General features: G+C 65.6%; 23 protein-coding genes and 2 pseudogenes. 11 read left to right on the top strand and 14 right to left on the bottom strand.

The features are described 5' to 3' along the window. Positions 1-141 precede the first annotated feature (141 nt). The 5 genes from MHEC_RS08830 (at position 142) to MHEC_RS08810 (ending at position 6,370) form a co-directional block, all read left to right on the top strand. The gene (locus MHEC_RS08830) at positions 142-1,302 is read left to right on the top strand and encodes an acyl-CoA dehydrogenase family protein (protein WP_048892751.1); all 1,161 of its coding nucleotides are present in this window, start codon (positions 142-144) and stop codon (positions 1,300-1,302) included. Between the two features lie 8 nt (positions 1,303-1,310). Beyond that, positions 1,311-2,402, top strand: coding sequence for an acyl-CoA dehydrogenase family protein (locus tag MHEC_RS08825; RefSeq protein WP_048892741.1), 1,092 nt, complete (start codon positions 1,311-1,313; stop codon positions 2,400-2,402). A 20-nt stretch (positions 2,403-2,422) separates the two neighbouring features. After that, positions 2,423-2,854, top strand: a complete 432-nt coding sequence (locus MHEC_RS08820; protein ID WP_048892740.1) for a PPOX class F420-dependent oxidoreductase — start codon at positions 2,423-2,425, stop codon at positions 2,852-2,854. 199 nt (positions 2,855-3,053) lie between these two features. Continuing rightward, positions 3,054-3,494 (top strand): MmpS family transport accessory protein, encoded by a 441-nt coding sequence (locus tag MHEC_RS08815; protein ID WP_003921069.1) that lies wholly within the window; start codon positions 3,054-3,056, stop codon positions 3,492-3,494. Between the two features lie 5 nt (positions 3,495-3,499). Further along, complete coding sequence (locus MHEC_RS08810) at positions 3,500-6,370, top strand: MMPL/RND family transporter (RefSeq protein WP_099868882.1); 2,871 nt, start codon at positions 3,500-3,502, stop codon at positions 6,368-6,370. Positions 6,371-6,376: 6 nt separating this feature from the next. On the opposite strand, the gene MHEC_RS08805 is transcribed toward MHEC_RS08810, so the two are convergent. From MHEC_RS08805 to nadD, 5 genes are read right to left on the bottom strand one after another with little or no spacing between them, the layout of a single operon-like run. Next, positions 6,377-7,210: a DegV family protein gene (locus tag MHEC_RS08805; RefSeq protein WP_048892738.1), complete on the bottom strand. Its 834-nt coding sequence runs from the start codon at positions 7,208-7,210 to the stop codon at positions 6,377-6,379. Between the two features lie 4 nt (positions 7,211-7,214). After that, positions 7,215-8,009: a diglucosylglycerate octanoyltransferase gene (octT, locus tag MHEC_RS08800; protein WP_048892737.1), complete on the bottom strand. Its 795-nt coding sequence runs from the start codon at positions 8,007-8,009 to the stop codon at positions 7,215-7,217. Continuing rightward, positions 7,999-8,661 (bottom strand): glucosyl-3-phosphoglycerate phosphatase, encoded by a 663-nt coding sequence (gpgP, locus tag MHEC_RS08795; protein ID WP_048892736.1) that lies wholly within the window; start codon positions 8,659-8,661, stop codon positions 7,999-8,001. Before gpgP ends, octT begins: the two co-directional genes overlap by 11 nt. Further along, entirely contained in the window at positions 8,658-9,026 is a 369-nt protein-coding gene (gene rsfS, locus MHEC_RS08790; protein WP_048892735.1) for a ribosome silencing factor, read from the bottom strand. The genes gpgP and rsfS overlap by 4 nt, the downstream gene beginning before the upstream one ends. Then, a complete protein-coding gene (gene nadD, locus MHEC_RS08785) occupies positions 9,023-9,649 on the bottom strand; it encodes a nicotinate-nucleotide adenylyltransferase (protein WP_071700272.1) in 627 nt (208 codons plus the stop codon). Before nadD ends, rsfS begins: the two co-directional genes overlap by 4 nt. 54 nt (positions 9,650-9,703) lie before the next feature. On the opposite strand from nadD, the gene MHEC_RS08780 reads away from it, so the two are divergent. Next, positions 9,704-9,937 (top strand): AbrB/MazE/SpoVT family DNA-binding domain-containing protein, encoded by a 234-nt coding sequence (locus MHEC_RS08780; RefSeq protein WP_071700273.1) that lies wholly within the window; start codon positions 9,704-9,706, stop codon positions 9,935-9,937. Continuing rightward, positions 9,921-10,349 carry a type II toxin-antitoxin system VapC family toxin gene (locus MHEC_RS08775; RefSeq protein ID WP_048892733.1) on the top strand — a complete coding sequence of 143 codons (429 nt, stop codon included), beginning with the start codon at positions 9,921-9,923 and terminating at the stop codon, positions 10,347-10,349. Before MHEC_RS08780 ends, MHEC_RS08775 begins: the two co-directional genes overlap by 17 nt. A 19-nt stretch (positions 10,350-10,368) precedes the next feature. Here the strand turns inward: MHEC_RS08775 and MHEC_RS08770 are convergent, their stop codons facing one another. The 6 genes from MHEC_RS08770 to MHEC_RS08745 all read right to left on the bottom strand — a co-directional run bounded on the left by MHEC_RS08770 (position 10,369) and on the right by MHEC_RS08745 (position 17,965). Continuing rightward, on the bottom strand, positions 10,369-11,811 hold the full coding sequence (locus MHEC_RS08770; protein WP_048892732.1) for a vWA domain-containing protein: 1,443 nt from the start codon (positions 11,809-11,811) through the stop codon (positions 10,369-10,371). After that, positions 11,811-12,686 (bottom strand): AAA family ATPase, encoded by an 876-nt coding sequence (locus tag MHEC_RS08765; RefSeq protein ID WP_048892731.1) that lies wholly within the window; start codon positions 12,684-12,686, stop codon positions 11,811-11,813. The genes MHEC_RS08770 and MHEC_RS08765 overlap by 1 nt, the downstream gene beginning before the upstream one ends. An 11-nt stretch (positions 12,687-12,697) precedes the next feature. Then, the gene (locus MHEC_RS08760) at positions 12,698-13,945 is read right to left on the bottom strand and encodes a glutamate-5-semialdehyde dehydrogenase (protein ID WP_048892730.1); all 1,248 of its coding nucleotides are present in this window, start codon (positions 13,943-13,945) and stop codon (positions 12,698-12,700) included. Positions 13,946-14,024: 79 nt separating this feature from the next. Further along, the gene (locus tag MHEC_RS08755) at positions 14,025-14,351 is read right to left on the bottom strand and encodes a hypothetical protein (RefSeq protein ID WP_142358628.1); all 327 of its coding nucleotides are present in this window, start codon (positions 14,349-14,351) and stop codon (positions 14,025-14,027) included. A 72-nt stretch (positions 14,352-14,423) separates the two neighbouring features. Beyond that, positions 14,424-15,863 carry a mechanosensitive ion channel family protein gene (locus MHEC_RS08750; RefSeq protein WP_048892728.1) on the bottom strand — a complete coding sequence of 480 codons (1,440 nt, stop codon included), beginning with the start codon at positions 15,861-15,863 and terminating at the stop codon, positions 14,424-14,426. Continuing rightward, on the bottom strand, positions 15,860-17,965 hold the full coding sequence (locus MHEC_RS08745) for an adenylate/guanylate cyclase domain-containing protein (RefSeq protein ID WP_082169972.1): 2,106 nt from the start codon (positions 17,963-17,965) through the stop codon (positions 15,860-15,862). Before MHEC_RS08745 ends, MHEC_RS08750 begins: the two co-directional genes overlap by 4 nt. A gap of 278 nt (positions 17,966-18,243) precedes the next feature. On the opposite strand from MHEC_RS08745, the gene MHEC_RS08740 reads away from it, so the two are divergent. Both MHEC_RS08740 and MHEC_RS08735 read left to right on the top strand, forming a co-directional pair. Continuing rightward, a complete protein-coding gene (locus tag MHEC_RS08740; RefSeq protein ID WP_048892727.1) occupies positions 18,244-19,095 on the top strand; it encodes a ribokinase in 852 nt (283 codons plus the stop codon). 14 nt (positions 19,096-19,109) lie between these two features. Next, positions 19,110-19,937 (top strand): enoyl-CoA hydratase/isomerase family protein, encoded by an 828-nt coding sequence (locus tag MHEC_RS08735; protein WP_048892726.1) that lies wholly within the window; start codon positions 19,110-19,112, stop codon positions 19,935-19,937. Between the two features lie 69 nt (positions 19,938-20,006). Here MHEC_RS08735 and MHEC_RS08730 read toward each other — a convergent pair whose 3' ends face one another. Continuing rightward, the gene (locus MHEC_RS08730; RefSeq protein WP_048892725.1) at positions 20,007-22,058 is read right to left on the bottom strand and encodes an NAD(+) synthase; all 2,052 of its coding nucleotides are present in this window, start codon (positions 22,056-22,058) and stop codon (positions 20,007-20,009) included. Positions 22,059-22,116: 58 nt separating this feature from the next. Between MHEC_RS08730 and MHEC_RS08725 the strand changes: the two genes are divergently transcribed. Continuing rightward, a complete protein-coding gene (locus MHEC_RS08725; RefSeq protein ID WP_048892724.1) occupies positions 22,117-22,656 on the top strand; it encodes a cysteine hydrolase family protein in 540 nt (179 codons plus the stop codon). Positions 22,657-22,681: 25 nt separating this feature from the next. Further along, entirely contained in the window at positions 22,682-23,545 is an 864-nt protein-coding gene (locus MHEC_RS08720; RefSeq protein WP_048892723.1) for an NAD-dependent protein deacetylase, read from the top strand. A 37-nt stretch (positions 23,546-23,582) separates the two neighbouring features. Here MHEC_RS08720 and proB read toward each other — a convergent pair. Both proB and obgE read right to left on the bottom strand, forming a co-directional pair. Beyond that, positions 23,583-24,687 (bottom strand): annotated as a pseudogene (gene proB / locus MHEC_RS08715) (glutamate 5-kinase). After that, a pseudogene (obgE, locus tag MHEC_RS08710) lies at positions 24,684-26,125 on the bottom strand (GTPase ObgE). The pseudogenes proB and obgE overlap by 4 nt, the downstream one beginning before the upstream one ends. Between the last annotated feature and the right edge of the window lie 55 nt (positions 26,126-26,180).

Raw genomic sequence — 26,180 nt, 5'->3', positions numbered from 1 at the left:
CACACCCGCGGCGTCAGAACGCGGCTGACCACTGGTTGTGGATGCAACCGAGACTGTGCACAAGTTTGTGGTTGACGACCGTCGCCGCCTAACGTGCAGGGCAGAACCGCCGGTTCCGTTTACCGCTTGAAGGAGGCCGCGATGCAGCTGGCGCTCACCGACGCTGAAGCCGCGTTCCGTGACGAGCTTCGCGCTTTTTACACCAGCAAGGTCCCGGCCGAGATCCGCGAGCGGGTGCGAGCCGGCCTGCCGCCCAGCCGCGAAGACATCGTCACCAGCCACAAAATCCTCAACGACCACGGGCTTGCGGTGCCCAACTGGCCCATCGAGTGGGGCGGCAAGGACTGGACACCCACCCAGCATCAGATCTGGCTGGACGAGATGCAGCTGGCGGGCGTGCCCGAACCGCTGAACTTCAACACCAAGATGGTCGGTCCGGTGATCGCCGAATTCGGCTCGCAGCACATCAAAGAGCGATTTTTGCCGCCGACGGCCAGCCTGGACATCTGGTGGTGCCAGGGTTTCTCCGAACCGGAGGCCGGATCGGATCTGGCGTCGCTGCGCACCACCGCACAGCGCGACGGCGACAGTTACGTGGTCAACGGACAGAAGACGTGGACAACGCTTGGCCAGTATGCGGACTGGATCTTCTGTCTGGTGCGCACCGACCCGCAGGCAGCCAAGAAGCAGGCCGGGATTTCGTTTCTGCTGATCGACCTCGCCACTGCGGGTATCACGATGCGGCCGATCAAGTTGATCGACGGCAGCTACGAGGTCAACGAGGTGTTCTTCGAGGACGTGCGGGTGCCCGCCGATCAACTTGTCGGCGAGGAAAACCAGGGCTGGACCTACGCGAAGTTCCTGCTCGGCAACGAGCGGACCGGCATCGCCGGGGTCGGCCGCACCAAGGTACGGCTCGCGGAAGTCAAACGGCACGCCGCTGACACCGGAAGGCTCGACGACCTGTTGTTTGCGGCGCGCCTTGCCGAGGTCGAAAACGACTTGCTGGCATTGGAACTCACACAGATGCGGGTTACCGCCGACTCGGCGGGCGGCAAACCCAACCCGGCGTCATCGGTGCTCAAGCTGCGCGGCAGTCAACTGCAGCAGGCGGCCACCGAACTGCTCCTCGAGGTCGCCGGACCCGACGCGCTGCCGTCGCAAGCCGGAGACGACATCGCGTCGCCGGGATGGGCGCAACGCAGCGCGCCGCACTACCTCAATTACCGCAAGACGTCCATTTACGGGGGCAGTAGCGAGGTGCAGCGCACCATCATCGCATCAACGATTCTCGGATTGTGAACTAAGCCATGGATTTTCAGTTAAGCAACGAGCAGGCGCTGTTACGCGATACCATCCGAGATGTCCTGGCTCGCAGCTACGACCCGGAGAGCCGCCATAAGGTCATCGACACCGACCTCGGCTGGAGCCGCGAGGTGTGGAGCCAGCTCGCCGATACCGGGATCCTCGGCCTCGGATTCGACCCCGAGGAAGCGGGCCAGATTGAAGTCATGCTGGTGCTCATCGAGATGGGCCGGCGGCTAGCCCCCGAACCTGTCATCCACGCCGCGCTGGGCCCGGGTGCCATCATCGCCGAACTGGGTACCGCCGAGCAGAAGCGCTTGCTCGACGACGTCGCGGCAGGACAAAAGCTGTTGGCCTTCGCGCACCTCGAGCCTCGCGGCCATACAACGACGACGGCTGTGCGGCAAGGAGATTCGTGGGTGTTAAGCGGCCGCAAAAACCCTGTGCCGGCCGGTGACTGTGCCGATACCCTGGTGGTCAGCGCCACGCTGCCCGAGGGCGGCACCGGCCTGTTCCTAACAGACGCCGCCGCCACCACGCGACGCCGCTACCCGACGTTCGACGGCCAGCGCGGGGCACAGATCGACTTCGATCAGGTAGCTGCCCAGCCGCTCGGCGCCCCGGCCGATGCGTCACACGCCATCGCGAACGCCGCCATTCGTATCTCCTCAGCGCTGTGCGCCGAGGCCGTCGGCGCGATGGAGGAAGCACTTCGCCTGACCACCGAATACCTCAAGACGCGCAAGCAGTTCGGCGTCACGTTGAACAAGTTCCAGACCCTGACCCACCGCGCCGCCGACATGTACGTCGCGCTGGAGTTGGCCCGCAGCATGAATCTCTACGCCGCGATGTCGATCGCCGACGGGAAGCTCGACCCGCTGGTTGCGGCCCGGGCCGCGCTGCAGATCGGCCGCTCCGGCCGGCATATCGCGCAGGAGACGATTCAGTTGCATGGTGGAATCGGCATGACCGCGGAATACCCGGTCGGCCATTACGCCGCCCGGCTTACCGCGATCGAGCACACGCTGGGATCGCCGACCGACCAGCTGCACGTCCTGGTCGACCGCCTTGGTGACTACGACTTGGTCAAGCTTTGACCTCGCAGGGAATGAGTCGCATGACCGAATTCACCGATGAAGTCATCGAATTCCTGTCGGCGGGCACCCGGACCGGCATGCTGGGCTATCTCGCGGCGGACGACCGGCCGCTGGTTGCCCCGGTGTGGTTCATCGTCGACAACGGTGAGCTGGTGTTCAATAACGGGCGCAATACCGCGAAAGGCCGTGCGCTGGCGTGGGATTCGCGTGCAGTGATGTGCGTCGACGACTCGCATCCGCCGTATTCGTTTGTCCAGGTGCAAGGCGTCGCCAGCACCACCGAGGACGCTTCGGATCTGCTGGACGTCGCGACCGGGATCGGTGGGCGGTACACGGGATGGCACCGCGCCCGGGAATTCGGCCGGCGCAACGCCGCCCCCGGTGAATTGGTGGTGCGAGTGCGCCCGACCAAGGTGATCGCCGAGTTCAATATCACCGGGCCAACGCCGTAGAGCGCCTGCACCCCGAAGAACGCCTCCGTACCGTAGCGACTACGATACTTAGGCACGCGAAGGTTCTGTCGGCGTCGGATGGAATGCGACGACGGAGGCAAATGTTTCCGACAGCGTTTGGGTGGACCCCACGGAACTATCGGCCAAGCGTGCGCCCGGGGCGGGCAACGGTCCCGATCGGTTAGCGGAGGGCGGTGAGATGAGGGCTTCGGTTGCCAAAGCGCTGAAACGAGCCTGGATACCCCTGGTGTTGGTCGCGGTGCTCACGGTGTCGGGCTTCGGCGTGGCCCGACTGCACCGGATCTTCGGCTCGCAGGACCTCAACGCCAACGCCGGCGGCGGCATCGAGATCGTGCAGTTCAATCCCAAGGTCGTGACCTATGAGGTGTTCGGCCCCCCGGGGACCACCGCGAACATCAACTATTGGGACGCTGAAGCCAACACCCATCAGGTCAACGCGGTTCCGTTGCCCTGGTCGCACACGATCAGCACGACCCTGCCAGCCGTCAGCGCCAACATCATGGTGCAGGGTGACAGCGACCAGATCCGCTGCCGCGTCACCGTGGACGGTGTGGTGCGCGACGAGCAAACCGCCAACGGGGTCAACGCCCAGACCTTCTGCCTGGTGAAATCGGCATGACCCCGATGAGCAGCGAACGCACTCACCGGCCGTACCTGCCGCACGCAATCCGGCTGTTCGCGGTGCCGATCATCGCCGGGTGGGTCTTCATCACCGTCTTGGTGAACGTCATCGTGCCGCGGCTGGAAGTGGTCAGCGAAGAACACTCGGCACCGATGGCCCCGATGGACGCGCCGTCCATGCAGGCGATGATGCGGCTGGGTCACAACTTCAAAGAGTTCGACTCCAACAGCACGATCATGATGGTCGTCGAGGGCCAGCAGCCGCTCGGCGACGCCGCACACCGCTACTACGACGAGATCATCCGGCAACTGCGGCAGGACCCCAAGCATGTGCAGCACATCCAGGACTTCTGGAGCGATCGGTTAACCGCCGCAGGGGTCCAGAGCACTGATGCCAAAGGCGCCTACGTACAACTCAACCTCGCCGGCAACCAGGGCACCACCCTGGCGAACGAATCCGTCGAGGCGGTCCGCCACGTCGTGGAGCGGACGCCCGCGCCACCGGGAGTCAAGGCGTACGTCACCGGGCCTGCGGCGCTATCCGACGACATGCATGTCATCGGCAATGCGAGCCTCGCGAAGATCACGTTGTTCACGCTCGCGGCGATCGCGATCATGCTGTTTCTCGTCTACCGCTCGCTGGTCACCACGCTGGTCCAACTTTTCATGACCGGCATCGCGGTGGCGTCCTCGCGGGGAATCATCGCGGTTTTGGGCTATCACAACGTCTTCGGTCTCACCACGTTTGCCGCGAACATCCTCACCATGCTGGCCATCGCGGCCGGCACCGACTACGGGATCTTCCTGATCGGCCGCTACCAAGAGGCGCGTACGGCCGGTCAGGATCGGGTAGCGGCGTACTACACGACGTTTCGCAGCGTGGCCCCGGTGGTGTTGGGTTCGGGGCTGACCATCGCCGGAGCGACGTTTTGTCTCTACTTTGCCCGGTTGCCGTGGTTTCACACGATGGGTATTCCCGTCGCGATCGGCATGCTGGTGGTAGTTGCGGCCGGACTGACCCTGGGACCGGCGGTGCTCACCGTCGCCAGCCGCTTCGGTCTGTTGGAGGCCAGGCGGCCGGCCACCCACAGGCTATGGCGCCGGGTCGGCACCGCGGTCGTGCGCTGGCCGGCACCGATTCTTGCGGCCAGTGCCGTGGTCGTGCTGATCGGCATGATCGCGCTGCCGGGCTTCAAGCCCGGCTACAACGATCGCTACTACCTGCCAGAGCGCGCCCCGGTCAACATCGGGTATGCGGCGGCGGACCGGCACTTCTCCCAGGCCCGGATGAATCCGGACCTGTTGATGGTCGAGGCCGACCACGACATGCGCAATCCGGCTGACATGCTGGTGCTGGACCGGGTGGCTAAAAACGTCATCCGCGTCGTGGGTATCGCGATGATCCAGGACATTACTCGCCCGTTGGGAATCCCGATCCAGCACAGTTCGATCCCGTTTCAGAACAGCATACAAAGCCAGACGACCATGCAGAACATGGCGTTTTTGAAGGAACGTATGGCCGACATCCTCAGGATGGCAGATGAACTGGGCAAGACGATTGCCACACTGCAGCGAACGTATGACGTGCAGCAACAGCTTGTTGCCGCTACGCACCGCACAGATCTCGACACCCATGAGCTGACGAAGATCACCGACGAATTGCGGGACCACATCGCGGATTTCGACGATTTCTGGCGGCCGATACGCAGCTACTTCTATTGGGAAAAGCACTGCTTCGACATTCCGATTTGCTGGTCATTGCGGTCGTTGTTCGACTCGTTGGACGGTATCGATCAGCTTGATGAGCGATTTCACCAGCTCGCGAAGGACTTTGACTCCGTCGACGTACTCCAGCCGCAATTGGCCGCCCTGCTGCTGCCGCAGATCGAATCGCTGAAAACTACTCGGGCTTTAACTTTGACCTTGCATAGCACCTTCCAGGCGATGATCAACCAGATGGAGGCGATGAGCGACACCGCGATCGTCATGGGACAAAGCTTCGACAACTCCAAGAACGACGACTTCTTCTACCTTCCTCCGGAAGCCTTCGGTAACCCGGACTTCCAAACCGGCTTGCGAATGTTCTTGTCCCCGGATGGCAAGTCAGCACGATTTTTCGTCACCCATCAGGGCGATCCGGCTACGCCGGAAGGGATTTCACGTGTCGACATAGAGCGAACCGCGGCGCAGGAAGGGTTGAAGCAATCCTCGCTGTCGAATGCGAAAGTGTATCTGGGCGGCACCGCAGCCACCTACAAGGACATGCATGACGGCGAAAAATACGACTTGATGATCGCGGTGCTGTCCGCACTCACCCTGATCTTCATGATCATGCTGCTGTTGACCCGCAGCCTGGTTGCCGCGATGGTGATCGTCGGTACCGCGGCGAGCTCCATCGCTGCGGCGTTCGGGCTTTCTGTACTGGTGTGGCAAGATCTTTTCGGTCACCATATTCACTGGGTGGTGGCGGCGCTGTCGGTCATCATTTTGCTGGCGGTCGGATCCGACTACAACCTGCTGCTGGTCTCCCGGTTCAAGGAGGAGATCCATGCCGGATTGAAGACCGGGTATATCCGGGCGATGGCCGGCAGCGGCGGGGTGGTAACGGCCGCGGGTCTGGTGTTCGCCTTCACCATGGCCGCGATGCTCGGCAGCGACCTGCGGGTGCTCGGCCAGTTCGGTTCGACGGTCTGTATAGGTCTGCTGATGGACACGCTGGTGGTGCGCACGCTGTTCATGCCGTCAATCGCTACCCTGCTAGGGCGCTGGTTCTGGTGGCCGCAGGTGATCCACCCGCGCGGCGACAATGCGCGGCCACCGCGTGACCGAGTGAGTGAAGACACTGCACCGCTGGCCGTTTCGGCGCACCGGTAAACCGGGCTACGGTGAGACCTCGACACACACCGCGAGTGCTCCGGCGCCGACGTGCAACGCGAGCACCGGGCCCAGGTCCGTCACGATTGCGGGTCGGCACGCGGGCAGTCGTTCGGCCAGCGTGGCCGCCAACTGGACGGCTCCTTCCTCGTTGGCGACGTGATGCACCGCGACGGCTGCGGCGTTATCGCCGACGACCTCGCAGACCCGGTCGACCATTGCTGCCAGCGCCTTGCTGGCGGTGCGCACACGTTGCGCCAGTACGAGTTTGCCGTCGTCGATGCGCAGCAGCGGCTTGAGCGCCAGCGCGCTGCCCAGCCGCGCCGCAGCGCCTCCGATACGCCCGCTGCGCCGCAGATTGTCCAGTCGGTGCACCACGATGAATCCGTGATTGCGCCGCACCGCTGTTCGAGCCGCATTCGCGACGGTGTCCAGATCGGCGCCGTCAGCCGCCGCCCGTGCCGCGGCCAGCGCGACGAAACCAGTATTCATAGCCGTCGATTTGGAATCGATGACCCGTATCGAGGGGCCAAGCTCGGCTGCCGTTGTCTCGGCAGCACGCAAAGTGCCCGACAACGCGGCCGAAAGGTGAACGGCCACAACCCCCTCGCCGCCACTGTCCGCCAGTGCTCGCCGGTAGGCGTCGTACAGTTCAACCGGGGTCGCCGCCGCGGTCGTGGCCTCGCCACACTCGTAAATATTGTCTGGAATCGGATCGACACCGTCACGCAGATCGCGGCCACCGAGCAAGATATGCAGCGGGACTTGGCGGATACCCCACCGCTGGCGCATGTCGTCCGGCAACCGCGACGATGAGTCGGTGACCACCACCACAGACATGGGCTCAGCCGTGAGTTTTGTCGTCCACCACGCCGGCTTGATCGCGCGGCTCCTCCTCATCGCGCTGCGCGCGCTGCATCGTCACGACGCCGGCTTCGGCCAATGCCTTGAGCATTAGATCCGCCACCGCCTGGTGCGCCTCGAAGTTCCAGTGGATACCGTCAGGGTTGCCATGACCGCTCATGATGTGTTCGGCCACGGCAACTTTGAGGTCGGTCAATGGAATGCCATGCTGCTGAGCCCATTCGGCTATTGCCGCCGCGGTCGCATCGCGGCCCTGGTGGGCCTTGCCATATGTCTCGGCGATATGCACCGACGGTAGGGATGCCACGATCGGTATCCCGGGTCGGTTGAAATCGATTGCGCCACGCGTTTGTTCGAGGTATTCCACGGTGAGGCTTGGCGGCAGGGCGGGCCTGGCTACCGGTGAGAGGCGCCGCTGCAGCCAGCCGTAGCCGTCGCGCACCCAGCGCCGCAACCAGGGCGGCCGGACATAGCGGATGAGCTCGCGCAGCGCCGTCGGCAACACCGACGGCAGTGAATCCATCCCGCCGGTCGCGAATATCACCGCGCCGGCCCTGCGCAGCGCCGCCCACGCCCGGGGATCCTGGGTGGCGGCCCACCAGACGTCGCGACATGTCCACCCGATCCGCCCGATCAGCTCGACATCCCAACCCAATTGGGAAGCAACGATGTTGGGCCAGATGCGTGGATCGTCGGCGGGCAGGCCGCCGGTGGGCCCATAGTAGGCCAGGGAATCGGCGAAGACCAGCAATACGGGTCGCCGCTCAGAAGACATCGCCCGCTACCTGCGCCGAGGCGTTCCACACGTCCAGACGCCACGTGATGCCGTCCATGTCGGCATCGTCGGCGGAGTATCCACTCAGTTGCGTCCAGCTGGCATTGCCCATCCCACCGAGGGCGGGCCAGTTGGCCACCGGTAGCCGCAGCAGCGTCGCCGTCAACGCGGCGATGAGACCGCCGTGGGCGACCAGCACTACCGGCCGCTCGTCACGACCCCACTCCGCTTCGGCCGCCACAAGTTCGCCGATCAGCGGCAGGCTGCGGGCGGCCACGTCGACCCTGCTCTCCCCCCCGTGAGGGGCCCAGGACGCGTCCTCGCGCCACGCCAATCGTGCGCCCGGAGCGGCGCTGTCGACCTGCGCGTGCGTCATGCCTTGCCAGTCGCCGAGGTGGGTCTCCCGCAACCGGCTGTCGACCCGCAGCTGCAAGCCGGTGCGCTCCGCCAGCACCACGGCGGTGTCATAGGCCCGCCGCAAATCCGAGGATACGATCAGCAGCGGTTGGCGCTTGCCCAGCACCTCGGCCGCGGCGACGGCCTGGGCACGGCCAAGGTCACTTAGCTCGGTGTCGAGCTGGCCCTGCATCCGGGTGTCGAGGTTGAAGGCGGTTTGACCGTGTCGCAACATCACCAGCAGCCGCGTCCTCATGACGTACGTTCCAGATCGACGGCGACCTGCGGACAGTCACGCCACAGCCGGTCGAGGGCGTAGAAGTTGCGCTCGTCTCGATGCTGGATATGCACGACGATGTCAAGGTAATCCAGCAGCGTCCAGCGGCCTTCGCGGCCGCCTTCGCGGCGCGCCGGCTTATACCCCGCCCGGCGCATTTTCTCCTCGACCTCGTCGACGATGGCGTTGACCTGCCGCTCGTTGGACGCCGAGGCGATGACGAAGCAATCGGTGATCACCAGCTGCCCCGAGACGTCGATGATGACCACATCCTCGGCCAGCTTGGACGCGGCGGCGCTGGCGGCCACGGTGGCCATGTCGATGGCCTCCCGGCTGGCCGTCACGCCTGGTCCCCCGGCTTGCTGTACAGCCGTCGCTTGGACACGTATTGGACGACGCCGTCGGGCATCAGGTACCACAGCGGGCGGTGCTCCTCGGCACGGCGGCGGCAGTCCGTCGACGAGATCGCCAGCGCGGGCACCTCGACCAACGTCAGGGCGTCGTCGGGCAGGCCGTCGAGAACCTCCGCGAGGTGCTCGCGGCCCAGGTCGTAGCCCGGCCGGCTCACCCCGATGAACCGCGCCATCGCAAACAGGTCCGCCCAGTCCTGCCACGACAGAATCGATGTCAGTGCGTCGGCGCCGGTGATGAAGTACAGCTCGCAATCCGGGTTGATTGCATGCAGATCGCGCAGGGTGTCTTTGGTGTAGGTGGGGCCGCCGCGGTCGATGTCGACCCGGCTGACCGAAAAGCGGGGATTGGAGGCGGTGGCGATGACGGTCATCAGGTAACGGTCTTCGGCGGCGCTGACGTGCCGGTCTTTTTGCCAGGGCTGGCCGGTCGGCACGAAGACGACTTCGTCGAGCGCGAACAGGTCGGCTACTTCGCTGGCGGCGACCAGGTGGCCGTTGTGGATGGGGTCGAACGTCCCACCCATCACGCCGAGTCTGCGACGCCGCTTTTGCACGACTTGCCAGCTTACTGGAGCGGTGTCCCGATCCTGAGATGGTAACTTTTAGGCATGCGTGCAACCATTGACAAGGCAGGACGCTTGGTTATTCCAAAGCCGCTCCGCGACCATCTGGGCCTGAGGCCCGGTGAGGTGGAGGTGACCACTGATGGCGCGGCACTGCGCGTCGAGCCGATCGCCGGCGACTCGCTCGACGAGCGCGAGGGCCGTCTTGTCATACCCGCCGGCGGCGTAGACATCAACGACGACCTCGTCCGGGCCCTGCGCGATGCCGGCCAGCGGTAAAAAAGCGACGGTTCTCGTTGACACGAGCGTCGCGGTCGCACTGGTGGTCGCCGATCACGACCACCATGAAAATGCCTTCCACGCGCTACGTGACCGGCGCTGGGGACTCGCGGGCCACGCTGCGTTCGAGACGTTCTCCGTGCTGACCCGCCTACCGCCGCCGGCTCGCCGGACGCCGGCGACCGTGGCACAGTTGCTTGCCAAGTCGTTCCCCGAAACCAGATTTCTCGGCCCCCAGGCCGCGGCCTCGCTCTTGGCCGCACTCGGCACTGCAGGCATCGCGGGCGGGTCGGTCTACGACGCGCTCGTCGGCGCCGTCGCCCACGAGCACCGGCTCACGCTCGCGACCCGCGACCATCGTGCGCTCGAGGTCTACCGGGCGCTCGACGTGGACGCTGAGCTGATCACTTGAGAACCGTTTGGCGCCAAGACTAGACCGGCAACAGCTGATCGATCACCGCGGCCAGCTGCTTGGCCGACCGGCACTCGTACATGGTGATCACGTCCTGGTAGCGCGGCGCGGCCGAGTCCCCGCTGCCCCACAGGTGTCTGGGCTCGGGGTTGAGCCAGTGCGCGTGACGGCTGGCGGTCACCATGTGCGCCAACACGTCGATCGCCGGGTCACGGTAGTTGGTGCGGCCGTCGCCGAGCACCAGCAGCGAGCTGCGCGGGGAAAGCACATTGTGGAACTGCTCGGTGAACGAGACGAACGCGTTGCCGTAGTCGGAATGCCCGTCGCGGGTGTAGACACCGGCTTCGCGGGTGATGCGCTGGATCGCCACCGCCAGGTCGGCGTCGGGTCCGAAGAGGTGCGTCACCTCGTCGGTGGTGTCGATGAACGCAAATACCCGCACCCGCGAAAATTGTTGGCGCAGCGCATGAACCAGCAGCAGGGTGAAGTGGCTGAACCCGGCCACCGAGCCCGACACGTCGCAGAGCACCACCAGTTCGGGCCGGGCCGGGCGCGGCTTACGCAACACCACGTCGATGGGCACACCGCCGGTGGACATCGACTTGCGCAGGGTTTTGCGCAGGTCGATGGCCCCGGCGCGGGTGCGACGCCGGCGGGCGGCCAGCCGGGTGGCCAGGGTGCGCGCCAGTGGCGCCACCACCCGGCGCATCTGGCGCAGCTGGTCAGCTGAGGCGCGCAGGAACTCCACGTTCTCGGAAAGCTGTGGAATGCCGTACATTTGAACGTGGTCGCGGCCGAGCTGTTCGGCGGTGCGGCGCTTGGTCTCGGCGTCGACCATCCTGCGCAGCTGGGTGATCTTCTGCGCGGCAAGGGCTTTGGCGATCTGTTCCTGGGTAGGGGTGGGCTGGTCGCCGTAGGGTGCCAGCAGGCCGGCCAGCAGCCGGCCTTCGAGCTGGTCCAGCGCCATCGCTTTGAGCGCCTGATACGACGAGTACGACGGGCCGCGGCTGGAGCTGTATTTGCCATAGGCCTCCACGATCTGAGCGATCATCGCCACCAGCCGCTCGTCCATGTCGGCGAGATCGTGGTGGGCGGTCAGCAGATCGACCAGCATCTGCCGCATCGCTTCGACGTCGTCGGGCGCCAGCTGCACACCCGGGTCGTCGCCGGCCTCGTCGGTCACCACCGCTCGCGCACCCAACGCGGCCGGCCACCACAGGTCGAACATGGCGTCGTAGGTTTCGCGGTGATCCGGTCGGCGCAACACGGCGCAGGCGATGCCCTCGCGCAGCACCTCGCGGTCACCGAGCCCCAAAGTGGCCACCACCCGCCCGGCGTCCACCGTCTCCGACGGCCCGACCGAAATGCCCTGCGCGCGAAGCGCTTCCACAAAGCCAACCAGATGACCGGGAAGCCCATGCGGGGCCAACGGCTGACGGGGGCGGACGCGGCGAACGGCCATCAGTTCAGCCTGAGCTCTCCGGCCGCGCGCTGCTGGTCGGACTGGTGCTTGAGCACCACACCCAACGTGGCGGCCACAGTGGCGTCATCGATGGTGTCCAGGCCCAGCGCCAGCAGCGTGCGGCCCCAGTCGATGGTCTCGGCGATCGATGGCACCTTCTTCAGCTGCATGCCGCGCAGCACACCGATGATGCGCACCAGCTCGTCGGCCAGATGCACAGGCAGCTCCGGGACCCGGGACAACAGGATTCGCCGTTCCATCTCGGGGCTCGGAAAGTCGATGTGTAAGAACAGGCAACGCCGTTTGAGCGCCTCGGACAGCTCGCGGGTCGCGTTGGAGGTCAACACGACGAACGGCGCGCGGTCCGCGGTGATGGTGCCCAGCTCGGGAACGGTCACCGCGAAGTCGCTCAAAACCTCCAGCAGCAGGCCTTCCATCTCGATGTCGGCCTTGTCGGTCTCGTCGACCAACAGCACTGTGGGCTCGGTGCGCCGGATCGCGGTCAGCAGCGGGCGGGTCAGCAGGAACTCCTCGCTGAACACGTCGGCTTTGGTCGCCTCCCAGTCGCCGGAACCGGCTTGGATACGCAGAATCTGCTTGGCATGGTTCCACTCGTAGAGGGCGCGGGCCTCGTCGACGCCTTCGTAGCACTGCAGACGCACCAGCCCGGACCCAGTGGCTTGCGCGACGGCGCGGGCCAGCTCGGTCTTTCCGACCCCGGCGGGTCCTTCGACCAGCAACGGCTTACCGAGCCGGTCGGCGAGGAACACCGCGGTCGCGGTCGCGGTGTCGGGCAGGTAGCCGGTGTCGGCCAGCCGGCGCGCGACGTCGTCGATGTCGGCGAACAGCGGAATAGGACGTGCGGGAACGGTCACTGGCGCTTCTCCTAGGCGGGTCGGGTGTGACCGTCTCCCCAGACGATCCACTTGGTTGAGGTCAATTCGGGCAGCCCCATCGGGCCGCGAGCATGCAGCTTCTGGGTGGAGATGCCGATCTCGGCGCCGAACCCGAACTGCTCGCCGTCGGTGAACGCCGTCGACGCGTTGACCATCACTGCAGCCGAATCGACTCCTTCAGTAAACCGTTGTGCCGCAGCTAAATTCGTAGTCACGATGGCTTCGGTGTGTCCGGTGCCGTATTCGTTGATGTGGGCGATCGCAGCGTCGACACCGTCGACCACCGCCACCGCAATGTCCATCGACAAAAACTCCCGACGCAGGTCAGCCTCGTCCGGGTCGAGGTGCACGGTCACCCCGGCGTCCTGCAACGCGCCCACCAGCCGCGGCATCGCGCGATCGGCGATCGCCACGTCGACCAGCAACGTTTCGGCGGCGTTGCACACGCTGGGCCGGCGGGTCTTGGAGTTCAGCAACACCCGTTCGGCGACGTTGAGGTCGGCGGCTTCGTGCACATACACGTGGCAGTTGCCGACGCCGGTTTCGATGGTCGGCACTTGGGCGTCGCGCACCACCGCGTCGATGAGGCCCGCTCCCCCGCGCGGGATCACCACGTCGACCAGCCCGCGTGCCTGGATGAGGTGGGTGACGGTCGCGCGGTCCGAGCTGTCCAGCAACTGCACCGCGTCGATGGGCAGGTCTTCTTTGACCAGTGCGTCGCGCAGCACCTCCACCAACGCCGCGTTGGACCGGTCCGCCGAGGAGCTGCCGCGCAGCAGCGCCGCGTTGCCTGACTTCAGCGCCAGCCCGAACGCGTCGACGGTCACATTGGGACGGCCCTCGTAGACCATGCCGACCACGCCGAGCGGGACCCGCTGCTGGCGCAAGTGCAGCCCGTTGGGCAACGTGTAGCCGCGCAGCACTTCACCGACCGGATCGGGCAGACCGGCCACCTGACGCAGGCCGGCGGCGATCCCGTCAACGCGTTGCGGGTTGAGGGCCAGCCGGTCGAGCATCGCCGTCGGGGTGTTTGCGTCGCGGGCGGCATTGAGGTCTTCGGCGTTGGCGGCCAGGATCTTATCGACGTGGGCGATGATCGCGTCGGCGGCTGCGTGCAGCGCTTGGTTCTTCACCGCGGTGGGCAGCGAGGCCAGGGCGCGCGCGGCGACACGGGCCCGGCGCGCGGCGTCATGGACTTCTTGACGCAAGTCGTGGCGCGACGGAGCGTGCAGACTCATTACCCCAGCGTATCGGTCCGCCAATGGTGGGCGGCGACACCCCGAGCCGGGCGGGGCTCCAAATGGCGGGCGAGATTGCTTAAGCATCGCCGCGCGGGTGTCGGCAACGATGTTCGGCCAGGTCTTGGTCCTGCAGACGTCGACCCAGATCGCGATGCCGACCCGTGATCACAAACCCGAAAAATAGCCGTGTCAGCCGGCGGCGGTGCCCAGCGCATTGGCCGCGGCGACCACTGCGCGAGCCCGTGGCGCGGCCCGCGGCCGGCGCGATCTGGTGGCGGCGAATGCCCTCGACGTTCAGCGGAGCCGCCACTGCCGGCGGCGGTTCCTGGAAGGCGAAGCTCGGCCCTTCAGGGATGTATCCGGCGAACACGTCGCCTTCTGCGGGGCGACCGCTCAACGCCATGCGAGCATGCGACAAAGCCGCCGCGTTGATTGTGCTGGCCGAATTCAGCGGCCACATGTCGACATGGGCGGCCTACGATCCCGGGATGTTCGACCGCTCACGGCCTCCCAACCGCGATACTTGGCTTCGCCGCTCGTCGAGAATGCGGCCGAACTCCTGCAGGAGTAACGGCTTGTCCATCACCAGACGTTCGAGATGGACGCGATCGATCTCGAGCGCGGTCACCTCGTCCAAGGCGTAGGCATCGGAGAGGTTCGGCTGCCGCGTCAACGCTGTCAGGCCGACGAAGGAGCCCTCGTCCAAGGTCCCTACCTCGGTGGTGGACCCGTCTTGACCGGTCACGGACAGCCGAACACTGCCCTGCATCAAAAACGCCATACCGGCAGGCACTTCGCCAGCGCGCTGAACAATCTCGCCGGCACCGTAGCGGACCACTTTCGCGTAGGGAACCAGAGACTGTTCGTCGGTTGGGGTCAGGCGCAATGCCGGCGCCACCACCGTATGTAAGGCTTTCTCCACGCGTTCGGTCGTCGAGATGTTGTCATCGGCGCCGTCGAGGTGAAGCCCCTCCCGCCGCGACGCATACCAAATCCACCGCAAGAAGGTGGCTTGCACCGCACTGTCGTCGGCGGGAGAGTTCAGACCGATTGTGGTGCGATATTGGCAACAGCGCGCCGTGTTGTCGGAGGCGCTACCGATGGGCACCGATGTAACCGCGCTGCCCTCCCGCACCTGTGGAAGCGCACTGGCAACGCGGGACAGCATCGCGCACACCCGGTCCGGTGGGTCAGCGAGCGAAAACACCGTCGTCACAGCGAGTTTGTGGGCACCGGCCGGGCGGCTGAGGTTCGTGAACGACGTGGTGGCCAGCACCGAGTTCGGTGTGATCTGTAGCCCCTTGCCGGTTTCGATGTGGACAGCGCGCCAATTCGCTTCGACGATTCGTCCCCGTGCCGCGGGCGTGTCCAGCCAATCGCCGATCCGGAACGGCTGTTCGAGCAGCATGAAAAGACCTGACACGATCTGGCCGACTGAGTTCTGCAGCATCAGGCCGATGACCACCGACGTCACACCCAGCGCGGTGAACAAGCCTGCGATGCGGACGCCCCAGAAATAAGACAAGATGAGCGCCAGCCCCACCCCGATCAGCAGGAACCGGGCGACGTCGACGAATATGGCTGGTAACCGGTCGCGCCACGAACCTTGCGGCGCACTTTGAAACAGGGTGGCGTTGAGACCGGAGAGCACCAGCACCAGCACCACGAAACCGAATGCCGTTGCCAGGACGCGCACTGAAACGTCGCGGGCATCGACCTGGGTGGCTTTGACGAGCAGGAGCAATAGCGCGCCCAGTGGCACGACATAGGTGCGCAGCAAGTGGACCGGCTTGGCCAGATGACTTTTCTTGTGGGCCAGCGTCTGATGCCACTCGGTGAGAACGATGAGACAGACGGGCAATCCGATCGACACCGCGAGCGCCCAGTAAAACCACGGCGAGTCGAATACGTTCATTCCCGCTCCGACAACCGCCAGATGGGCTGCTCTGCTCCACCGACCGAGATAGTGCCGGCCGGCGTGAACTGCCGAATGTCGCGCATCACTTCGTATACCTGCGCCGTGACGTAGATTCCGGGTTGCGGTGATCCACTGTGCATCTGGTAAGCCAGGCTTACCGCGGCACCCCACATGTCGTAGACGACGCTGGATCTTCCTACCAGCCCGCTGACGACTCTTCCCGTCGTGATGCCGGCCCGAAGGCTCAGATCATAGCCGGTTTGGTTGCTGAACCGTTCGACGATGCGCCGCATTTCGACCGCGAAATCGACCGTCCGGTGCACATTGTCCAATCGAGGGGTGTTGACGCCGCAGCTGGCAAGGTACCCGTTGTGGAGTGTGCGAATTCGCTCGACGCCAAGGGATTCGGCTGCTGAGTCGAACTGTCGGAGCAGCGCGTCGACACCTCGCACCAACATATCGGACGGCACGTCGTTCGAAATCTCGTCGAATCCCACGATGTCGGCGAAGATCACACTGACGTCCTGGTGCTCTTCGGCGATGGTCTGCTCTCCGCCCCGGTATCGCTGCGCAACTTGCGCGGGCATCAAAGACAGCAACAGGCGGTCGTTTTCCTTTCGTTGCTCGTTGAGCAACTCCTCTTTGATCTGAAGATTCCGGCTCATCTCATTGAACGCCTTGGTCAGGTCCCCGATTTCGTCGCGCGAAGTCGCCGGGACGGTGACCTCATAGTCGCCGCCGCTGATCTTCCTGGTTCCCTCTTCCAGCCGCCGAATCGGGCGCACAAATAGCTGGGCAAGCAGCATCGCCGCCACGCAAATGACGAAAATGATTGCCGTAGTGGCTAATACAATGGTCTTGGTAAATGACGCAATCGGAACCAGGGCCTCGGAGTTGTCCCTGGTCGCAAGGATGGACCAATGCAGGTCTGAGTTCGGCACGCTCAAGGGGCCATAAGCCTCAAGTTCCCGGTTGCCCGTGTAGTCGGTATCGCCGATGACACCGTTTTGTCCGCGCTGTGCCGCGCGAAGACCGGCGGTGTCGACGGGCTGCACCAGCGTTGTGGTGCCCAACTGGACTGCCTTGTTCACGACGTCGCGCGGAGTGCCTGCTGCCACAGCCTCACGCTGGTATGCCTTGGGATCTTCGATGAAGAGCCGGGAATCAGATCGCATCAACATGTCCGGACCGGCCAGATACGTTTCGGTTGTCGCGCCCATCCCGGCCGCTAGCCAGTTCTTGTTCGCGGTCATGATGGCGTTGATCTTCGCAATCGGCAACGGTAAAGCCAGCACTCCTTCGACCTTGTCTTGGGTGCCGACCGGCGACACCAACCATGCAGTGGGTGAGTCCTGTTGCGCTTGATACGGCTCAAAGTCGGTGATCCAAACGAAGTCAATGTCATTGGCGCCCAGTGCTTTTTCGTACGCCACCCGTAGATTGGATTGGCGATATGGCCCAGTCAAGATGTTGGTCCCCAGATCGGCGTCTTTGTTCACGCAGTAGACAACGTTGCCGTTCGTATCCAGCAGCAGTCCGTCCGCGTAGTCGAATCGGGTGACGATTTCCCGGAAGAAACTGCTGAAGCGGGCGTTAGCGGCCGACCAGGCGCTGCCGTCGCCAGCGTCGTCAACCTTTCTCGATTCGGTGTTCGACCGAAATGGCGCGGTGTAGTGCGCCTGCAGATACTTCTGTGCGCTCGAATGTGGCAGCAGCAGGTTGATATCCAGATCGCTGCCGGTCACCCGGTCGGTCGGCTTGATGACTTCGTTGTTGTAGTAGTTCCTGAGCGCCTGCTCCTCGGCTGGAGAGATGGTCGCGTTGGCCAATTGGTCGAAGCCCGCTGTGAATGCCCGCACCGCATCGACCGTGGTCGGGTCGCGGCTGTAGACGATCAACGAATTCGCCAAGTCGGCAAACAAGGCCGCAACGGCCCGCGTCTGCGAGTCGCGCAGCTCCAGCAACCGCTGCGAGACCGCGTTGCGCAGGGCGCCGCGGCCCGATTCGAACCCGATCATGCCGATCACCGCCACCGACACGATGCTCGAAAGCAGCAGCATCACCATGACTTTGGACTGGATGCTCAGCAAGGAGAGCATCGGCGGCCGGATTCTCCGTTTCGGGGAGCGGACGGGTTGATCCTGCGACACCGGTTCTGTGGGCTGCTCTGAGGTCAATCGGCTTCCTTTCGCTGGCGCGCCCCACGAAGCGCCGATCACCCAGCAGACTAGCGTGAAGACACGGCGAAAATGGCGTTTGCCGAGGTTTGCCTTAGCTGTATCGGCCGCTGAGGCCACCCAACGCAGAGCGCCCGACCATCGCGGGGATAGCCATTAGGGGATCCGCAAGGCCAGCCGACTCGCTTACCGTTTGGGCCATGACGACACGGGTATGCGTGGTAGGCAGCGTCAATCTGGACACCGTGTTCGACGTCGACGCGTTACCGCGCCCGGGCGAAACCGTGTTGGCCGCGTCGATGCGATCCCAACCCGGTGGCAAGGGCGCCAACCAGGCGGTGGCCGCGGCGCGGGCCGGCGCCCGGGTGCAGTTCGTCGGCGCAGTAGGCACCGACCCGGTGGGTGAGCGGCTGCGCGAACACCTCGTCTCCAACGGCGTGGACATTACCGGGCTGATCGTGATCGCTGGACCAAGTGGTCACGCGGCGATTTTGGTCGATTCCGCGGGTGAGAACACGATCGTCGTTGCACCCGGCGCCAACGGCCGACTCACGCTGGACTCCTCTGACGCACGCGCTGTCGTCGCCGATTGCGATGTGTTGTTGCTGCAGTTGGAGATTCCGGTGACCGCGGCGGTCGCCGCGGCCAGGGTGGCCCGTTCGGCCGGCGCCGTCGTCATGCTCAACGCGTCACCGCCAGCCACGGACCTGGCCGAACTTGCCGGGCTGACCGACGTCGTCGTGGTCAACGAATCCGAGGCGGCGCAGTGGCATTGGCCGGTCCCGCATTTGGTGATCACCCGCGGAGCACGTGGGGCGTCTTATGTCAGCGGGCACACCAACCTGGCGGTGCCCGCACCGACGGTCGAACCGGTGGACACCGCCGGGGCCGGCGATGTATTCGCCGGGGTGCTGGCCGCAGGCTGGTCCGGTGACGTCGACCACGCCCTGCGTCGCGCCTGCGCGGCCGGCGCCTTGGCGACACTGGTTCCCGGGGCCGGTGACTGCGCACCGCTGAACGAGGCCATCGACGACGCCGTCGTCCCGGGCTGAGTTAACGTCTCCCCATGCCGACACCCGACGACAGCAGCCCACGCCCGCCCGAGGGCGACTGGTTAGGAACGAAGTACCTGCGATTTACCCGGGAAGGTCCGTTCGCGGTCGTGACGCTGGACCGCCCGCATGCGCGCAACGCCATGACAGCCGCGATGTACTTCGGCATCCGCTACGCCGTCACCCGGGTCAACTCCGACCCGGGTCTGGCAGGGCTGCTGATCACCGGAACCGGTGACGTGTTCGCCCCGGGCGGTGATCTCGGCGGCGGCGGTGACGACAACTGGATGCCGTTCGGGTCGGCGCTATCGATGGATGTGACGCGGTTCGACACATTGCGGAAGTCGGCCAAACCGGTGGTTTGTGCGGTCAACGGCCTGTGCCAGGGCGGCGGACTGCAGATCGCGATGTGCAGCGACGTCGCGGTGGTCAGCGACCGGGCAACGTTTCGTGTTCCCGAGTTGTACCGCGGCATCGCCGACACCTATTACAGCCAGATGCTGGCCCGCATCATCGGCCCGGTCCGCACCCGCGATCTGATGTTCACCGGCCGGACGCTGACGGCCGACGAGGCGGTCCAGTGGGGCATGGTGGCGCGGGTGGTGCCGCACGACCAGTTGATGGATGCCGCGCGCGAGGTGCTGGCCCAGTGTTGCCGGACAGCGCCCGGAGCTCGCCGCACCGTGAAGGCCAGCCTGGACAACTACCTGGGCCTCTACGACCGGATCGGGATGGAGGCCAGCATCGAAAGCGCCGAAGCCGTCGAAGGATTCCGGGCCTTCGCCGAACGGCGATCCCCGAACTGGGTGCACCCTGAGCTGCGGGTGGACGGTCGCTTGTAGTGCGCAGATCCGCGCGGCGGTGAAGCACCCCGCGCCGAGGCGCCGCCGGCGCGGTAACCCCGCACACGCCTACCCCGGCGCTGAGTCAGGTATCTCCCGCTCGATTTCGTCGAGCCAGGCCCGTGCCGACATGTCCGATGGCGCGCGCCAGTCGCCGCGCGGAGACAACGCTCCCCCATGAGACACCTTGGGCCCGTTCGGCAGGGCCGAACGCTTGAATTGGCTGAACGAGTAGAACCTCTCCACGAAAACCTTCAGCCAGTGCCGGATATCGTGCAGTGAGTACGACGGCCGCTTGTCTTCGGGAAAGCCGGGCGGCCACGTGCCGCGGTCGGGGTCGCTCCAGGCGTGGTAGGCCAGAAACGCGATCTTCGACGGGCGAAACCCGTAACGCAAGACATGGAACAGCGAAAAGTCTTGTAGCACATATGGGCCGACCTTTGCTTCGCTGCTTTGGATCTCCTCTTCCCCTCCGGGGGGCACCAGTTCAGGGGTTATCTCGGTGTCGAGGACGGACTGCAGTGTGGCACAGACCTCGTCGTCGAACTGGCCGGAGGAGATCACCCAGCGGATCAGGTGCTGGATCAGCGTTTTCGGTACGCCACCATTGATATTGTAGTGCGACATCTGGTCTCCGACACCGTATGTCGACCAGCCCAGCGCCAGCTCGGACAGATCACCGGTGCCGAGCACGATGCCGCCCCGCTGGTTGGCCAGCCGGAACAGGTAGTCGGTGCGCAAGCCGGCCTGGACATTTTCGAAGGTGACGTCGTAGACCTTCTCGCCGCGGGCAAACGGGTGATCGATGGTGGTGAGCATCAGTTGGGCGGTGTCGCGGATGTCGATTTCCTCAAAGGTCACTCCCAGCGCGTGTGCCAGCCTAATCGCGTTGCCCTTCGTGCGCTCCCCGGTGGCAAAGCCGGGCAGTGTGAACGCCAAAATGTCGCTCCGCGGCCGGTTTTCCCGGTCCATGGCGCGGGCCGCGACGATCAGTGCGTGGGTGGAGTCCAGCCCGCCGGAAATACCGATCACGATTTTCGGGTAGTTCAGCGCTCGCAGCCGCTGCTCGAGCCCGGCGACCTGAATGTTGTACGCCTCGTAGCAGTCCTGTTCCAACCGCGACGGATCGGCCGGCACGAACGGAAACCGCTCAACCTCGCGTCGCAGCCCGATATCGCCGGTCGGGGGGTCGAGCCGAAACTCGATGCGCCGGAACGACTCTGCCAGCACCCGGTGATGACGCCGGTTGTCGTCGAAGGTGCCCATCCGCAACCGCTGCGACCGCAGCAATTCGGTGTCGACGTCGGCGACTGAATGGCGTTCCCCTTTGGGAAAGCGTTCGGATTGGGCGAGCAGTACCCCGTTCTCCCAGATCATGGTCTGACCGTCCCAGGCCAGATCGGTGGTCGACTCACCTTCGCCCGCGGCAGCGTAGACGTAGGCGGCCAGACACCGCGCTGACGCTGAACGCGCCAGCAGGCAGCGGTCTTCGGCGCGCCCGATCGTGATGGGGCTGCCGGACAGGTTGGCCAGCACCGTCGCACCGGCCAGTGCCGCCTCCGCGCTCGGCGGAAGCGGCACGAACATGTCCTCGCAGATTTCGACGTGCAGGACGAAACCCGGCAGGTCCGCGGCGGCGAACAGCAGATCCGGGCCGAACGGCACCTGGGCGCCGCCGATACGGATCGTGCCGTGTTCGTCGTCTCCGGCCGCGAGTTGGCGCTGCTCGTAGAACTCCCGGTAGGTGGGCAAATACGACTTGGGCGCGACGCCGAGCACAACCCCGCGGTGAATGACGACCGCGGTGTTGTAGATGCGGTGCCGGTAGCGCAGTGGCGCGCCGACCACCAGCACCGGCAGCAGGTTGGCGGAGGCCGCGACGACGTCGAGCAAAGCGTCTTCGACGGCGTCGAGCAGAGTGTCCTGCAGCAGGATGTCCTCGATGGAGTAGCCGGACAGCGTCAACTCGGGAAACACCGCCAGCGCGACGGCGTCGTCGTGGCATTCGCGGGCCAACCGCAGCACCGACTCGGCGTTGCTCGCAGGGTCGCCGATCGTGGTCCGGTGCGTGCACGCGGCGACACGCACGAATCCGTGGCTGTAAGCGCAGTAGAAGTCCATCGCCAGTACATTCTCGCCTGGCCGCTGTCATTGCCCGGTGACCGGGTATGCACAGTCCATGAGTGATACCGCTGTGCTGGTTGTCGACATGCTGAATACCTATCGGCATCCCGACGCCGAACTACTGATTTCCAATGTCGCGCAGATCAGCGAGCCGCTGGCCGATGTGGTGCGCCGCGCGCGCACTCGCGACGACGTCGACCTGGTATACGTCAACGACAACTACGGCGATTTCACCGCCGAGTTCTCCGACATCGTCCGCTCGGCACTCGAGGGTGCCCGGCCAGATCTGGTGGAGCCGATCGTGCCGGCTGCGGGCAGCCTCAGCGTCACCAAAGTCCGCCACAGCGTGTTCTATTCCACGCCACTGGGATATCTGCTCGGGCGTCTTGGCACCAAACGGTTGATCCTCACCGGGCAAGTCACCGAGCAGTGCATCCTGTACAGCGCGCTTGACGCCTACGTGCGCCACTTTCCGGTCGTGGTGCCCACGGACGCCGTCGCCCACATCGACGCGGATCTGGGTGCGGCGGCGCTGACGATGATGGCACGCAACATGGACGCCGAGCTGACCCGGGCGGCGCACTGCCTGGATTGAGCCCGCGGTGTCTACTCTCGACCGCATGCGGATTCCCGACATTGCCGTGCCTGAGCTGGTCGCCCTGTTGGCCGGGCGTCGTGTGGTGGCGCTGACGGGCGCCGGAATCTCCACCGACTCCGGTATTCCGGACTATCGCGGACCAAATTCACCACCCAGCAGCCCGATGACGATCCGCCAGTTCACCTCCGATCCGGCATTCCGGCGGCGGTACTGGGCGCGCAACCACGTTGGCTGGCGGCACATGGACACCGCGGTGCCCAACGCGGGGCATCGGGCGTTGGCCCGCCTCGAGCGCTGCGGCGCAGTGAGCGGGATCATTACCCAGAACGTCGACCTGTTGCACACCAAGGCCGGCAGCCGCACGGTGGTCAATCTGCACGGCAGCTACGCGCGGGTGGTGTGTCTGAGCTGCGACTACCTGACCAGCCGTGCGGCCCTGGCCGACCAGCTGGAGGCGCTGAACCCGGGATTCATCGAGCGATCCGAAGCCGTGGGCGGGCTGGCTGTCGCTCCGGACGCCGATGCCGCCGTCAGCGACACCGCCGCGTTCCGCTACCCGGAGTGCCCGTCCTGCGCCGGCATGCTCAAACCCGACATTGTCTACTTCGGCGAAAATGTTCCCAAAAACCGTGTTGCCCAAGCATATTCGTTGATCGATAGCGCTGATGCGTTGCTGGTGGCGGGATCATCGCTGACGGTGTTCTCCGGCTACCGGTTTGTGCGCCACGCGGCCGCAGCCGGCATGCCGATCGCCATCGTCAACCGCGGCCGCACCCGCGGCGACGACCTGGCCGCGGTCAAGGTTGACGGCGGTTGCTCGGAGGTTTTGACCTTGCTGGCCGACGAACTCGGCCGTGCCCCGGTCCGGGCAGCCGGCTCGTGGTGATCGGGTATGGCCGAGCGCGTCAAGGCAGGCGGCGCCGCTACACGGCGACGAGATCATCGGCGTGCACGGCCGGCCGCCGCAGTTCCGTGGGCAGCTCCGATGTCGAGCGACCCATCATCGTGGCCAGTTCCGTCGCGTCGTAGGCGACCACGCCACGGGCCACCACCGCGGCGTCGGGACCACGCAGCTCAACGACGTCCCCCCCACAGAATCGGCCCGACAGCGCGGTGATGCCCGCAGGCAGCAGCGAGCGGCGCTGCCGCAGCACAGCGCGCACCGCGCCCTCGTCGAGGGTGAGCGAGCCGGCCGACTCCGCGGCGTAGCGCACCCAGAATCGGCGGGCCGACATTCGCTCGGGCCGGGCCACGAACACGGTGCCCACCGATGCGTCGGTCAGGGCGGCGGCTGCCTCGGTGGCGGCAGCCAGCAGTACCGGCACCCCGGCGTCGGCGGCCAGCAATGCCGAGGACAGCTTGGAGGCCATGCCGCCGGTGCCCAGGTGGCCGCCCCGGCCGGCGACCACACCGTCGAGATCGGACGGAGTAGACACCTCGGCGATAAAGCGTGCCTTGGGTGATTTGCGCGGGTCTCTGTCGTAGAGGCCGTCGATGTCGGACAGCAGCACCAGCGCGTCAGCGCCGACCAGATGCGCCACCAGCGCCGAAAGCCGATCGTTGTCGCCGAACCGGATCTCGTTGGTGGCCACGGTGTCGTTTTCGTTGACGATCGGCACCGCGTGCAAGGCTCGCAGCCGATCCAGGGTGCGTTGGGCGTTGGTGTGTGAGACGCGCATGGAAATGTCGTGTGCGGTCAGCAGCACCTGCGCGACGGTGCGGCCGTAGCGGGCGAACGCCGCACTCCACGAGTTCACCAACGCGACCTGCCCAACGCTTGCCGCGGCTTGCTTGGTTGCTAGATCTGCTGGCCGCCTTGACAATCCGAGCGGTTCGATGCCGGCAGCGATAGCCCCTGAGGATACAACGACGACGTCGGGCCCGCTTTCATCCGCGCCTCGATGGCATCGGCGAGCCCGGCCAACCTGCCGGCGTCGAACATGCCCGACGGTGTGGTCAGGGCGGTGGTGCCGACCTTGACGACGACGCGCCGCGCGGTGCGAATGGCTTTCGGTGCGGGCTGGTCATGGCTCCTCGCGGTGTTCGCGGCGCCGACGGCGGGCCTCCTTGCGTTCAGCGGCGCTGACCCGCTCGGTGGGTGCCACGCGCGCGTCGGTACCCCGCCCGGACATCGGCACGGGCACACCGGCGGGTGTTTGCGGCTCCCAGTCGAATGTCACGTCACCGATGGTGACCGCGCAGCCAGTTCAGCACCCATGCGCACCAGTTCCGCTTCGACACCCAGGCGCGCCAACCGGTCGCCGAGATAGCCCACCGCTTCGTCGTTGTCGAAATCGGTCTGTGCGATCCAGCGTTCGGGCCGGGCGCCGTGCACGACGAATCCCCCATGACCGTCCGGTTCCACTGTGAAGCCGCGGTCGTCAACCGGCACCGGGCGGATCACCGGCCGTCGCGGCGCCGGATCCGGATGCGCGGCATGATATCGCGAGACCAGGTCAGCAAGCGCAAATACTAACGGCTGCAAACCTTCTCGGGAAACGGTGGACACGGCGAACACCGGCCAGCCGCGCTTGGCGATGTCGTCGCGGACGAAGGCGGCCAACTCGCGCCCCTCTGGCACGTCAATCTTGTTGAGCACCACCGCCCGGGGCCGCTCGGCAAGGTCGGCCAGCGCAGCATCTCCGCGCAGCGTGGGGGTATACGCGGCCAGTTCGGTTTCCAGCGCGTCGATATCCGAAACCGGGTCGCGGCCGGGTTGCGCAGTCGCACAATCCACTACGTGGACCAGCACCGCGCACCGCTCGATATGGCGCAAAAAATCCAGGCCCAGGCCACGGCCCTGTGATGCACCCGGGATCAGGCCGGGCACATCGGCGACGGTAAAGGTGGTCTCCCCCGCCGACACCACGCCCAGATTGGGCACCAGCGTGGTGAACGGATAGTCGGCGATCTTCGGTTTAGCCGCCGAAATGGCCGATACCAGAGAGGATTTCCCCGCCGAAGGAAACCCGATCAAACCGACGTCGGCCACTGTCTTGAGCTCCAGGATGAGATCGCGGGCCTCGCCCTTCTCGCCCAGCAGCGCGAACCCCGGCGCCTTGCGGGCGCGCGACGCGAGCGCGGCGTTGCCCAGCCCGCCGCGACCGCCCGCCGCGGCGACGAATCGCGTGCCCGCACCCACCAGGTCGGCCAGCAGCCTGCCGCTTTCGTCGAAGACCACGGTGCCGTCGGGAACCTTGACCTCCAGGTCGGCGCCGGCGGCCCCGTCGCGGTTGGCGCCCATGCCCTGCTTGCCCGACGGCGCGACCAGATGCGGGCGGAAGTGGAAGTCCAGCAGGGTATGTACCTGCGGATCGACCACTAAGATCACGCTGCCGCCACGACCGCCGTTGCCGCCATCGGGCCCGCCGAGCGGCTTGAATTTCTCCCGGCGAACCGAGGCGCAGCCGTTACCGCCGGAACCCGCCCGCACGTGGATGACGACGCGGTCGACAAACCGAGGCATCGGGGATCACTCCTTCGAACGCAACGCCAGGGCCAAGCGGCCCGCCGCGTCACAT

It is taken from the genome of Mycobacterium heckeshornense, from assembly GCF_016592155.1.
Taxonomy (GTDB): Bacteria; Actinomycetota; Actinomycetes; order Mycobacteriales; family Mycobacteriaceae; genus Mycobacterium; species Mycobacterium heckeshornense.
This window is presented reverse-complemented; position numbering and strand designations above follow the sequence as displayed.